11 protein-coding genes are annotated in these 12,648 nt (G+C 72.5%); 7 read left to right on the forward strand and 4 right to left on the reverse strand.

Annotated features, from left to right (window positions below; all coding sequences use genetic code 11):
- The first annotated feature begins 185 nt into the window (after positions 1-185).
- On the forward strand, positions 186-917 hold the full coding sequence (locus ABTY20_RS06155; protein WP_351995784.1) for a DJ-1/PfpI family protein: 732 nt from the start codon (positions 186-188) through the stop codon (positions 915-917).
- A gap of 872 nt (positions 918-1,789) precedes the next feature.
- Here the strand turns inward: ABTY20_RS06155 and ABTY20_RS06160 are convergent.
- Positions 1,790-2,362: a CGNR zinc finger domain-containing protein gene (locus ABTY20_RS06160; protein ID WP_351995785.1), complete on the reverse strand. Its 573-nt coding sequence runs from the start codon at positions 2,360-2,362 to the stop codon at positions 1,790-1,792.
- A 160-nt stretch (positions 2,363-2,522) separates the two neighbouring features.
- Between ABTY20_RS06160 and ABTY20_RS06165 the strand changes: the two genes are divergently transcribed.
- The 5 genes from ABTY20_RS06165 to ABTY20_RS06185 all read left to right on the forward strand — a co-directional run bounded on the left by ABTY20_RS06165 (position 2,523) and on the right by ABTY20_RS06185 (position 6,638).
- A complete protein-coding gene (locus ABTY20_RS06165; RefSeq protein ID WP_351995786.1) occupies positions 2,523-2,978 on the forward strand; it encodes a VOC family protein in 456 nt (151 codons plus the stop codon).
- A 100-nt stretch (positions 2,979-3,078) separates the two neighbouring features.
- Positions 3,079-3,996: a pyridoxamine 5'-phosphate oxidase family protein gene (locus ABTY20_RS06170; protein ID WP_351995787.1), complete on the forward strand. Its 918-nt coding sequence runs from the start codon at positions 3,079-3,081 to the stop codon at positions 3,994-3,996.
- Between the two features lie 51 nt (positions 3,997-4,047).
- Positions 4,048-4,245: a ferredoxin gene (locus ABTY20_RS06175; RefSeq protein WP_351995788.1), complete on the forward strand. Its 198-nt coding sequence runs from the start codon at positions 4,048-4,050 to the stop codon at positions 4,243-4,245.
- A complete protein-coding gene (locus ABTY20_RS06180; protein WP_351995789.1) occupies positions 4,242-5,495 on the forward strand; it encodes an NAD(P)/FAD-dependent oxidoreductase in 1,254 nt (417 codons plus the stop codon). The genes ABTY20_RS06175 and ABTY20_RS06180 overlap by 4 nt, the downstream gene beginning before the upstream one ends.
- Positions 5,496-5,849: 354 nt before the next feature.
- A complete protein-coding gene (locus ABTY20_RS06185; RefSeq protein ID WP_351995790.1) occupies positions 5,850-6,638 on the forward strand; it encodes a sulfite exporter TauE/SafE family protein in 789 nt (262 codons plus the stop codon).
- A gap of 564 nt (positions 6,639-7,202) precedes the next feature.
- Here the strand turns inward: ABTY20_RS06185 and ABTY20_RS06190 are convergent.
- Together ABTY20_RS06190 and ABTY20_RS06195 are read right to left on the reverse strand one after the other, a co-directional pair.
- Positions 7,203-8,702: a serine/threonine-protein kinase gene (locus tag ABTY20_RS06190; RefSeq protein ID WP_351995791.1), complete on the reverse strand. Its 1,500-nt coding sequence runs from the start codon at positions 8,700-8,702 to the stop codon at positions 7,203-7,205.
- Between the two features lie 178 nt (positions 8,703-8,880).
- Positions 8,881-9,216 carry an N-acetyltransferase gene (locus tag ABTY20_RS06195; RefSeq protein WP_351995792.1) on the reverse strand — a complete coding sequence of 112 codons (336 nt, stop codon included), beginning with the start codon at positions 9,214-9,216 and terminating at the stop codon, positions 8,881-8,883.
- Between the two features lie 764 nt (positions 9,217-9,980).
- On the opposite strand from ABTY20_RS06195, the gene ABTY20_RS06200 reads away from it, so the two are divergent.
- Complete coding sequence (locus ABTY20_RS06200; protein WP_351995877.1) at positions 9,981-10,643, forward strand: YceI family protein; 663 nt, start codon at positions 9,981-9,983, stop codon at positions 10,641-10,643.
- Between the two features lie 301 nt (positions 10,644-10,944).
- Here the strand turns inward: ABTY20_RS06200 and ABTY20_RS06205 are convergent, their stop codons facing one another.
- Positions 10,945-12,120, reverse strand: a complete 1,176-nt coding sequence (locus tag ABTY20_RS06205; protein WP_502991753.1) for a PP2C family protein-serine/threonine phosphatase — start codon at positions 12,118-12,120, stop codon at positions 10,945-10,947.
- Positions 12,121-12,648 lie beyond the last annotated feature (528 nt).

A 12,648-nucleotide genomic window follows, 5' to 3' on the forward strand; every position in this document is an offset into this window, starting at 1 on the left:
TGCTCACCAGCCAGGGCGTCTCTCCGTCGGCGTCGCCGGCACCCTGTGGTCCGTCGGCCACCTGCACGGGCGCGAGCACGCCCGCGCCGTGCGCCGCGCCCTCCGGTACAACCCGGCACCTCCGTACCTGGCCGACGGGCCTCTCCCCTGCTCATGACCGACCGAGAATCGGAGCACCGACCGAGATGAACCGCCGTACCCTCCTGCACGCCACCACCGCGCTCGGGGCCGCAACGCTGACCGTCGGCACCGCCGCCCGGGCCGGTGCGGCGGCCGCCGCACCTCCCGGGCACAACCGTCCGTTGCGCGTACACGTCGTCATGTTCGACGGTGTGGAGGAACTCGACTTCACCGCCCCGTACGAGGTGTTCTCCGCCTCCGGCCACTTTGCCGACCGGGAGGTGAGGGTCCGCTACGTCACGCTCGACGGTCCTCGTACCGTCGAGGCCGCCTACGGCACCAGACTGCGCGTCGACCACGGATGGGCTCCTCGGGAGGCGGACCTCCTCGTCGTCCCCGGCGGCGGGTACGCGCGCCGCGAGGACCCCGGAGTGTGGGCCGAGATCCGGCGCGGCTCCCTGCCGCGGGCCCTGGCCGCTGCGGCCCGCCCGGGTCTGACCGTCAGCGCGCTGTGCACGGGTGTGATGCTGCTCTCCGCCGCCGGGCTGACCTCGGGGCGCCCCTGCACCACCCATCACCGGGCGCGGGCCGACCTTGAGCGGCAGGGCGGCGTGCTGAAGAACGCCCGCGTGGTCGACGACGGCGACCTGGTCACCGCCGGCGGGGTGACTTCCGGACTGGACCTCGCCCTGTGGCTGGTGCGCCGGGAACTCGGCGCGGACGCCGCGGTCGGTCTGGAGGAGATGCTCGAGTACGAGGCCCGCGGCACGGTATGGACCGCGCGGGGCAGTCGGTGAGCGGACTTCGCCGGTCACGGTCCCGGCACGGAGGCGTCCGCCCCGGGACGGGTGTTCGGCCCCGCGGCGTCACTGTTCAGAGAACTTGACGCGCCGAGCACCGGCTCCTGTCCGCGTTCAGCGGCGTCTCGCCCCCACTTCCGGCCCCGCCGCCACCTGATGACCGCCAGGGTGGTCGCTCGCGGCTCGGCCGCGTGGCTGCGGCCGAGCCGGGTACAGCGGGTGGTTGCGGCAGGGAGGTGAGCTGCCGTAGCCGGCCGGTCGGGGTGAAGGCGGAAAGGGGCACGGTGCCGATCTCCGGGGTGCCGGTGCTGGATGCGGTGGGGGCGGGTCGAGCACGGGGGCGGTGGAGCGGTCGCCGCACACCAGGTGGGGTGCGGGCCCGTGGCGCAGGAGTTCGGTGCGCCGGTGGTCGGCGTCGTCGTATTCGCCGCTGTGGGCGTGCTCGTGGAAGGGGCAGTACTCGGCGACGGGGTGGCCGAAGCCGGCGGCGAAGCGCCGTCAGGAGCGAGCGCCGCTGCTGTCGCCGCTCAGGTGCGGCAGGCAGGTGAGGACGAGTGCACCGGCCTTGGCGGCACAGCGGCTGGTGGCGAAGGCGGCCATTCGCCTGCGGGCGTCCGGTCCGAGGGCCGGCGGGCAGACGGCCTTCGAGTCCCATGTGATCCCCGCGCCTGGGCGCGCCCATCACGGGCGGGGCAGGGCGGAGCGGTCCTGGACGGTGGTGTGGAGGGCGTGGAGTGGCCGGGTGCGGGTCGGGCGGATGACCTCGAACCAGTCGGTGCCCTCTTTCAGGGGTGGGCGATGCTGCGGTAGCGGCGCCGGCTGACGGCCCCTCGCGGGATCGTGCCGGACGAGAAGCCTGCCCCTGGCGGTCAGGCCTTTTTCTGACGTGCGTAGTGGCGTTGCGCCTTCGCCCGGTTTCCGCAGCCGGCCATCGAGCACCAGCGCCGCGTGCCGTTCTTGGACACGTCGTAGAAGTGCAGGATGCACTCGGGGTTGCCGCACGACCGGATCCGTTCGGGCCGCTCCGCGAGCAGCCGCAGGTAGTCCTCGGCCGCCCGCCACGCCGGCAGCCAGGACGGGCTTTCCACCTCGACGTAGGTGTCCGGCCCGTCGGGGCGCAGCAGCAGTCCCCTGCGGCCGTGCGCGAGTACGGCGTTGAGGGCCTCGACGGCGTCGGCATCCGGGTGCTGCGGGTTGGCGATCGCCTGGTCCAGGGCGGCGCGCGCCTGGAGCAGCCGCTGCAGCGTGTCGTGGTCCACCGGGGCCGGTACGTCGCCGAGAGCCTGGCACACCCGGGGGCCGGCGAGCCAGGTCGCCAGCCCGTCGAGCGAGTCCAGCAGGTCATGACGGCCGGTGGCGTCGATCCAACGGGTGTTGAGGAGGTCGATGCCGAGCGGCTCGTCGGTCATGGGACGGGGGTCGGTTCCCGGAGTCGGCGGCACGGTGCGGCGTCCTTCCTTCACGGTGAGGGCTGGCTCACACGACCACCATAACCGGTCATCCATTGATCATCGGTTGACACCTTTTTCCCCTAACCCCTAAAGTCAATTTCAGTGGTTGCGGGACGAGCTCGTGACGATGAGTGAAGGCATGTGATGGACCATGGCCAAGGCGAAGACCCTGCAGACCGGTCACGTGGGAGTGAACGTCACCGACCTCGCGCGTTCCCTGGCCTTCTACCGCGCCGTCTTCGACTTCGAGGTGATGGCGGAGGGCACGGAGGACGACCGCCGCTGGGCGTTCCTCGGCCGGGACGGCCGGATGTTCGTGACGCTGTGGCAGCAGAGCGCGGGCTCGTTCGCCACCGACCGGCCGGGGCTGCACCACCTGTCGTTCCAGGTGGAGACCGTCGAGGAGGTCAAGGCCACCGAAGAGGTGCTGCGCGGTCTGGGCGCCCGGTTCCACTACGACGGTGTCGTCCCCCACGGCGAGAACGGCACCTCCGGCGGCATCTTCTTCACCGACCCCGACGGCATCCGCCTGGAGATCTACGCGCCCACCGGTGCCGACCCGGCCGACGCACCGACCCCCCACGCCCCCACCTGCGGCTTCTTCTAGGAAGCCCGCCACTCCGCCCGGGGACGGCGGCCCTCCGGCCCGGCGCCCCCGGGTGGGTTGCCGGACGACCGCACGCCAGTACGCTCGGAAAGGACATGCCGTGGCCACCTATCACAGCGGCGAGATCGCGGTACAGGAACGCGCCGGCCTGGCCGGGCAAGCGGAGTTCTCACTCCGCGGCATCGGCGAGAGCATCCCGCCCGTGGCGAAGGACTTCCTTGCCGAGCAGCCGTTGATCGTGCTGGGCGGCGCCGACCTCGACGGCCGCATCTGGGCCACCCAGTTGACGGGCGAGGCCGGGTTCCTGCGGGTGCCCGACCCCCGCACCCTCATGATCGACACCCTGCCCCTGCCGGAGGACCCGCTGGCCGGCGTCCTGACCGGTGGACCGGCCGTCCGGATCGGGATGATCGCCATCGAGCCCGCCACCCGGCGCCGGATGCGCATCAACGGCCGGGCCCGCCGGGAGGGCGAGGGCCTGCGCGTCGACCTCGACCAGGTCATCGCCAACTGCCCCAAGTACCTGCAGAAGCGGGACCACCGCCGGGCCGGGCCGGGGCGGGGCGAGGCGGCGAACCGCACCGTCACCGACAGCGCCGAACTCAACCCGGTCCAGCAGCGGGCGGTGCGCACGGCCGACACGTTCTTCGTCACCACCGCCTCCGACCGCGGCGACGCGGACGCCTCCCACCGCGGCGGCAACCCCGGCTTCGTCCAGGTGCTCTCCCCCACCCTGCTGCGCTGGCCCGACTACGTCGGCAACGCCATGTTCCTGACCCTGGGCAACCTGCTGCTCAACGCGTCGGCGGGCATCCTGGTCCCCGACTGGGAGACGGGCACCACCTTGCACCTGTCCGGCACCGCGCGCACCGTGTGGGACGCCGAGGAGATCGCCAAGGTGCCCGGCGCGCAGCGCCTGGTCGAGTTCTCCGTCGAAGCCGTACGGGAGATCACCGCCGCCTCACCACTGCGGTGGACCAGCCCTCGATACTCGCGCTTCAACCCCCCGGCCGGCTGATGTCCGCACCGCACGCACCGACGACCATCACGGAACCCCTACGGAGCGACCATGCAGATCATCGTGGACATGAACCTCTGCGAAAGCCACGGACAGTGCGTCTTCGCGGCTCCGGAGATCTTCTCCTTCGACGACGACGACCACCTCGCCCACGAGGCCGCCCCGCCCGACGCGCTGCTCGGCAAGGCCGAGAAGGCCACGGCCGTCTGCCCGGTCCGCGCCATCACCGTCTCACCGGCCGCCTCATGAGGGCCGCAGACCGCCGCGAGCTGGTCGTCGTGGGCGCCTCGCTCGCCGGACTGCGGGCGGCCCGGACCTTGCGCGAGCGGGGTTTCACCGGAGCCCTGACCATCGTGGGCGACGAACCGCGTCCGCCCTACGACCGGCCACCGCTGTCCAAACGGGTACTGACCGCCCCCGACCGGCCGCCCGACGTCGAACTGCCCGTGCCGCACGGGCTGGAGGCCCGCTGGCGGCTCGGACAGGCGGCGACACGCCTGGATCTCGTGACAAGGACCGTCACCCTCGCCGACGGAGCGCGGCTGCCCTACGACGGGCTGGTCATCGCCACCGGATCGGCCGCCCGCAGCTGGCCGGCCGCGAAGCTCTCGCCACCGGCCGGCGTGGTCACCCTGCGCAGCTGGGACGACGCGCTCGCCCTGCGGGCCGCGCTGGCCGAGGGAGGGCCGCTCGTCGTCATCGGCGCCGGGTTCCTCGGCGGCGAGATCGCCGCCGCCGCCCGCGAACGCGGGCTCGACGTCACGCTCGTCGAAGCCGCGGCCCAGCCCCTGGAACACGCCGTCGGCACCACCGCGGGCGCCTACGTCGCCGCGCTCCACCGCGAGGCGGGCATCGAGATGAGGACCAGCACCACCGTCGAGAGCTTCCTGACCGGGGCCGACGGCCGGCTGGCCGGCGTCCGCCTCAGCGACGGCACCACCGTCCGGGCCGACACCGCGGTCCTGGCGCTGGGCGGGATGCCGGCGACGGGCTGGCTGGCCGGCTCCGGCCTCGCCCACGACGGCGGCGTCCACTGCGACCCCCATCTGCGTGTTCTGCGCACCGACGGCTCGGTCGTGCCCGACGTGGTGGCGGCCGGTGACGTGGCGCGCGTGCCGCAGCCGCTGGCCGACGGTGAACGCCTGGCACTCGGCCACTGGACCAACGCCGTCGAGCAGGGCGCAGCGGCCGCCGCCACGCTCCTGGCCGGACAGGACCCGGCCCAGGCACCCGGGCCGTTCGCGGCCGTGCCGTCCTTCTGGTCGGACCTGCACGGCGCCAGGATCCGCTCGGTGGGCCTGCCCGCCGGCGCCGACGAAACGCGGGTCGTGGAACACGACCTGGCGGGCCGCCGGCTGGAAATCAGCTACCACCGCGCGGGCCGGCTGGTCGGAGCGCTGACCATCGGACGGACGGGGAGGCTGGCTCCCTACCGCTCCGCGCTGGAGGAACGCCTGACCCCCACGACGGCGGAACCACCGCGATCGTCACCGCAGTGAGCGTCGCCGCGGCCGTCTCCAGCGCCGCCACCGGCGCCCGGACCGCCTCCGGCTTCGACGACGCGCTCCTCGTCGCCACCGGCTCGGCTGCTGACGGTCGGCTCACCGGGCGCGACTCCCCTGATCGGCGGCTCCCGGCAGGACGGCGGCGAGGGAAGACCGACCGGCAAGGGACATGGGCGCAAGCCCTGGGCCCAGCGGACCACCTGCCAAGCCGTGGACAGACGCCGCGTCCCGACCGCCGCACCCACGGCCGCCCCGGCTGCTCCTGCCGCTCATGAACATCTTGTTGCAGGCCACCCTCATGGGGGCCGGGCCACTGATACTGACCGGACGGACGAAACGAGGACACCGGTGGACTGGACATGGGCGGGAGGGCCGGCCGTCGGCCTGCTGATCGCGACCGTGACCGCGCCCGTCGGCGTGTCCGGTGCCGTGTTCCTCCTCCCCGTCCAGTTGAGCGTCTTCGGCGTGCCCAGTCCGGCGGTGACCCCGACCAACCTGCTGTTCAACGTCGTCGCCGGTCCTGGCGCCCTGTGGCGCTACCGCCGCGACGGCGCACTGCGCGGAGACCTTGCCCGCCGCCTGGTGCTGGGCACGCTGCCCGGCGTCGTCATCGGCGCCGCCATCCGTGTCTTCGCCCTTCCCGGCCCGGACGTCTTCCGGCTCCTGATCGCCGTTCTCCTGCTCCCGCTCGGCCTGTGGCTCTGCCTGCGCCCCCTCACCCCGATGCACCACCGCCGGCAGACGTCCGCGGGTGAATTGTCCCCACGCACCCTCACCGGCCTCGCCCTGGCGGTCGGCGTGATCGGCGGCATGTACGGCATCGGCGGCGGCTCCCTCCTCGGCCCGATCCTCATCGGACGCGGCCTGCCCGTCGCACGCGTCGCCCCGGCCGCGCTCGCCGCCACGTTCGCCACCTCCCTCGTCGGCGCAGCCGCCTACGTACTGCTGTCCCTGGTGAGCTCCGGAGACATCGCTCCCGACTGGTGGCTCGGACTCGCCTGCGGCACCGGCGGGCTGATCGGCGGCTACCTCGGCGCACGCCTCCAACCCCGCCTGCCCGAGCGAACCCTGCGCCTGCTGCTCGGTGTCCTCGCCACAACCCTCGGAGCCCTGTACGCCGCCAGGACCCTGCACTGAGCCACTCCGGGCCGGTGGGAGATCGGTGGCCGGAAGTCCTCGACCGTTGTCCGCACCGGGCATCGGTCACGGCGAGCGTCTGCCCGCGCCCCGGTCGGGGTGAGCGCTTCCAAGGCGGTCGCGGGACGGCTGCGGGTTCGCGCGTACTCGTTGGTCTCGGCGTCGGGTGGACGGGGGCGGGTCGGAGGTGCCGCCCGACGCCGGGCCACCGAACGGGACCCGAGGGCAGCACAGTGCCGGGTACTCGCGGACGTCGTCGCCCACGGCCGCTTCGGAAACCCGTCGCTGCGAGTGCAGGCGACGGGCCGGCTCAGTGAGCGGTGGGCGGGTGCGTCGATCGCGGGCCCCGGCGGCGGCAGGTCGAGGTGGCCGAGGCGTGCGGTGCCCGAGGGAGCGGACCCCGCGCGCCCGACCGCGGAGATCCCTGCGCCACTCGGCGGGACGCCGTCCGGACCAGCCGGGCGTGGGCGGCGCGGAAGCGGCCTGCGCGCGCTTCAGCGGAACCACTCGGCCGGGGAGGGGAAGGACGGAGAACGGCCTCGCCCTCCGTCCCGGGTCCTGGGCTCAGTGGCCGGAAGCTCGGTCCGCGGCGGCCGTCCTTCCCTTGTCCTTCCGCGCCCTCTTTTCTTCCCCCTGCGCTTTTCCCCTGCCCCTCTCAGCCGTTTCGGCCTTGCCGGGCCGTTCGCCGGAGGTCTTCGTCCCGGTCGGCTTTCCCGCATCGGGGAGGTCTGTGATCAGGTCGCCCTGAGGACCGTCCGCACGGGAGTGGGGTGTTGAGGCTCCGGTGCCGTGTGCGGCCGTCTCGGTGACTGGGTTCCGGACCGGCTCAGCCGGGGCGGAGCGAGGGCTTCGCCCCGAAGAGGCGTCGCGGGGCGGCTCGGCCGGGGCGTCGGGGAGGGAGGGCGACGCAGCCGCGGATGCCGCGTCGTTCCTTTCGACGGCGGTGTGCGGCGGGCCGGTCGGCGTGGAGGAGCGGTGGGCAGCCCGTGCCTCCTTCTCGCCGCTTCCTTCATGTGGGGAACCGCCGGGGAGGGCGAGAGCAGTGGTCAGCACGGCGGCGAACACGGCAGTCCCGCCGGCGGCCAGGACGCGGCGCCGTGCGGCGGCGGCTTTCGGCCCGGTCGCACCGCCCGCGGGCAACGGGTTCGGGTGCGTGGGCCCGGCATCCCGCACCGGTCCCCGACCCGGCGCGACACTCGTGGCGCGGGGCGCGGAGGGGACGGACACGGGATCCGCCGTGCCGGCGAGGGCGGTCAGCGTCCGGGCGCACTCGGGTGCCGTCGGGCGTTCCCACTCGTCCAGGGCGGTCATCTCCCGCAGCAGGGTCGCGAGGTCTTCCGGCAGGGATGCGGGCAGTACGGGCCGGCGATGGAGCCGTGCGATCGCTGCCTCGAGAGGGCCTCCGCCGTATTCGAGCCTGCCTGTGAGGCACTCGAGGAGTACGAGGCCGAGGGCGTAGACGTCGGCGGGCCGGTCGACGGACCGGCCAAGCACTTGCTCGGGGGACAGGTAGGCGGCCGTGCCGATGAGTGTGCCGGTGGCGGTACGGGTGGTGGCGTCGAGCAGCCGGGAGATGCCGAAGTCGGTCAGGTGGGGGCGTCCGGATGCGTCCAGGATGATGTTGGACGGCTTCACGTCGCGGTGGACGATCCCCGCTCCATGCGCGTGAGCCAGGGCTTCGGCGAGGTCGGCGCCGAGTGCGGCCGTCTCTTCGGGGGACAGGGGTCCTTCGGTGATGCGGCCCTTCAGCGTGGGGCCTTCGATCAGTTGCATGACCAGGTAGGCGCGGCCCTTGTGCCGTCCGGCGTCATAGGCGGTGACCAGCCCGGGATGGTGCATCCTGGCCAGGATGACCGCTTCGTCCCGGAAGCGTTCCTCCATGTCGACATCGGCGCCGGACCGGAAGACTTTGACCGCCACCGATCGTCTCAGACGCAGGTCGAAGCCGCGGTGGACGTCGGCGGCACCGCCCGAACCGATGAGTGCGTCCAGACGGTACCGTCCGGCCAGCACCTCGGTGGAACACCGGGAGGTCAGTGCCGAAGCCGATTCGCGGAACCTCATTTCATCTCCCACTGCTTCGAAGAGGTGTCCGTACAGGCACTCGTTGCCGACGGGATTCCGGACACACGTACCCATGAGGGATCGGGCTACCCCGACGGTCACGGCGGCGAAGGCCTCACCCGGTGCCGGCCGTCGGGACGACTCCACCGCCGCGCAGGAGGAAACTGCGGGGAACCCTTCACCCGGCGCTCCCGGCGGCGGCAGCGGACCGGAGGTGGGAGCAGGGGGCCTCGGTGGCCACCCGGGGAATGCGTATCCTGTGCAGCAGATCACGCGTGAGGCGATGGCCGTCGGTGGCACGCCAGGTGACGCCGGGGTACCGGGAACGCAGATGCGACAACGCCCTGGTGCCCAGTCCACTGTCGCGGAACGAGCCGTCGATGACCACATCGGTGATCACGCCCTTGGCGCACTCCTCGCACGTCCGGTAGGTCACCCGGCCGACCACCTTGCGGATATGAACCAGCAGCAGGCACTCCTCCCCTGCGGCACCGGGCGCGGGTGACTGCAGCAACCCGACCTCGCGATAGGCCAGGAGCCTGCGCCGCCACCGGCCCCTGCGTCGTCCGGCACGCCGGTGCCTGCCTCCGTTGCTGCGTGGCGACACGACGGACCACGGTTCCGACAGCCGACCGTGCGCGACATCCCTGGCGGATGTGTGAACGTGATGCATGGAGTAGCCGGTTCCCCCTTGTGCGGGAGTGATGTCCGCATCTCCCCCATCGGGGTGGAACCGATGAAGGCCACGTTCCCCATCCACCGGCCGGCGGTCCGCACCGGCACCGTCCGCGGCCGGACGTGCCGGGACGCGACGCGGCCCAGCCGTCGCCGACACCGCGCAAGCCGTTCTCGTGACCTTGTGGAGCGCGGCCATGACACGCGGCGGCATCATCGGCGGCACACTCCTGAAGTCCGTCGACATCACCGCCGGCGCCATCGCCGCGGCAGCGCTCGGAGCCCTCGGCCCGACTGTGATCACGCTCATGCGGAAGCATGCCTCCGCCACAGCGGACCGGGGCGCTTCTTGACCTGCCCCCTCGGCAGGAAGCGGTGACGCGGCCGGCGGGCCCCCGGGCACCCACGTTCTCTCCCTGTCGCTGCACGTGCCGGCCACGCGGGGGATCGACCTCATCGGCCATCCGCGGAGCACTCATGACGATCTTGTGCAGCTTTGCAGTCGACGGCATGGAACCCGGACGAGGCTCCTCATCTCGCCACGCAGCATCCGTCGACTTCGTGATAGCACGGAGCGACCAGACAGAGAGGGCCTACGACGTCATGGGCATCTTCAGCCGCCGCCAGACAGACGTGATCGAGCCGACGCCGGTTGCCGGTGTCGGCGTGCCCGCAGCGAGGGCCTCGACCACCGGTGCCGCACTGGATCCGACGCTGCGAGCGTTGACCGGGCGATGGACCATCGACCGCCCGCACAGCCGCATCGGATTCTCTGTCCGTCACGCGATGGTGACGACGGTCCGGGGCGCTTTCAGCGACTACGACAGCACTCTGTACTTCGACGGAGCGCGGCCTTCCGAGTCGCGGGCCGACCTCGTCGTCCGGGTTGCCAGCGTGGACACGGGCGTGGGACAGAGGGACGCGCACCTCATCGGCCCCGACTTCTTCGACGCGCGGCGCCACCCGGAGATGGTGTTCCGCAGCACCTCCACCCTCCACGAGGGCGGGGAGAGCTTCCGCATGACGGGAGAGCTGACCATCCGCGGCGTCACCCGGCCCGTCGACCTGCAACTCGACTACCTCGGCTCGGTCCTGGATCCGTTCGGGTACGAGCGGGCCGGCTTCGACGGCACCACCACCATCGACCGCACCGAGTGGGGCCTGGCCTACAACCAGCGCCTCAAGAACGGCGGCGCCATGGTGAGCGAGAAGGTCCGGTTGCAGTTCGACATCTCCGCGATCCGGGTCCCGTCGTCACTGTCCTGATGGGCGCCCTCGCCCTCCGGGAGGCGCCCGCCCCGCTGCGGACGGCCACCGCGGCGGAACGCACGGCTCAAGTCCCCGGCCGGACAGGTGCGCCAGCACGCTCTCACCGCCGGGGAGCAGCAGTGGCTGCAGGGTGACGGCGGGTCGGGAGGCCGTGTGCGGATCCAGGGCTCCCTCGGCCGCGACGAGGCGCCGGTCGGCACCCGGGCGATGGACGTACACCTCCAGGGCGTCTCGCCGATCGCGGTAAGCGCGCCGCCGGTCCGTGCTCGTCATCGATTCCCTTCGGGTAAGCCGTGGTTCACGGGATCAGTTCCTGCTGGTGGCCGCCGCGCCATTCGGTGAGCAGGAGGGTGGCGTCGTCGTCGAGTCTGCCGTCCTGGTGTTCCAGGACGGCGGCCATCAGCCGGCGCAGGGTCTCGTGCAGGGTGTGCCGGCCGGAGTGGTGACGGCGGATGAAGTCGACGAACCGGTCCCGGCCGAATTCCCTGCCCTCCGTGTCGCGGGCCTCGACGATGCCGTCGGTGTAGAGCAGCAGGCGGTCTGCGGGTTCGAGCTGTTCGGTGGCCGTGGTGATCGGCAGGCCGAGGCCCGCACCCATGGGGCCGGCCGGGGAGCAGTCCAGTTCGATGGCCCAGCGGTTGCCGCGGATCAGGATCGGCAGGTGGTGGCCCCGGTTGATCCACGTCAGCCGGCCGCTCTCCATGTCCAGGTCGGCGAGGATCCCGGTGACGTAGCGGCTGGTGCTGAACTGCTCGATCAGGGTCTGTTCCACCTGCTCGCTGGTCTCGGGCAGCGAGGCGCCCTGGCGGCGGGCGTTGCGGCAGGCGGCCACGGCGACATTGGCGGTGATCCCGGCGGTGGTGTCGTGGCCCATGGCGTCGAAGACACCCAGATGGAGGGTGCCGTCGGCCACCGCGTAGTCGAAGGCGTCCCCGCCGACCTGGTAGGCGGGCTCCATCGCCGCGCCCACGGTGGCGTCGTTCCCGGCGTAGGCGGGCGGCGGGGTGAGGTTCCACTGCATCTCGGCTGCCACGTTCATCGGCTCGGTGCGCACCAGACGGGCGTAGGAGTCACTGAAGGACCGCTTGCTCAGCAGCAGCAGTGCCGTCATGGACGCCAGATCGCGCAGGGCCTGCCGGACGGGTTCGTCGTCGGTGCGGGTGTCGGCCCGCAGCACGCCCAGGCGCTCCACGCCGTCGGTGACGGCCACCCACCACCGCCGCCCGCCCGTGGCGTCCCGTCCGGGTTCGGGGAGCAGTTCCACGCGCTGGTAGGCCTGGCCGGGCAGACTGCCCGAGACGGTGAACTCCTGCCCGCCGCCCCCGGCATCCAGTCCCCGGCCGGTGAGCCGGCGCAGCACCCTCTCCCGCATGTCGACCACGAAGAGCGCCACGTCGTACATGCCCGCCACAGCGGCGTGCTCAGCGATCATCTGCGGGAGCTGTTCGAGTGTGGCCGTATGACTGGCCTGCATCAGCCGCACCAGCGACACGGCGCTACTCTCAGTCACACCTCTGATCCCCTCGCCGGGCAGGCACGCGGCCTTGGGCGGACGGGCCACTTCGGAACTCCTTCACGGCCACCCAGGTGTATCCATCCTCAGGCACCGCACGGGTACCCGCTCCCACGCCGCGCAGGCGGGCCACCGCTTCACCGGCCGGCCCTTCGCGAACCGTCGGCCGTGAGCCTTGGCCGACTTGAGAACCGCTGGTCAGCGGGGCTGGTGCGACCGTGTTCCGGGGTACTTGTGCCGGCCGGGGGCCGGAGTCTGCGCTGTGGATCGTCCGTCGGCGGGCGGCTTGCCGGTTCCTGCTCGCGGCGGCGGACGGCCTTCCACGATCCGGTGTACGGGTCCCGAGCTGCTGGAGCGGATCACCGCGCGGCGATCCGTACGACCCTCGACGGTGCGGGAGCGCGGGGCGCGCACGGCAGAGCGGGGTTTGCATGTGTCGTAGCGGCATGTGGTCCAGTAGGCGGCGAGCACGAGATCGAGAGGTTTCCG

The organism is Streptomyces sp. NPDC126497 (genome assembly GCF_040302425.1).
In the GTDB taxonomy this organism is placed as follows: domain Bacteria; phylum Actinomycetota; class Actinomycetes; order Streptomycetales; family Streptomycetaceae; genus Streptomyces.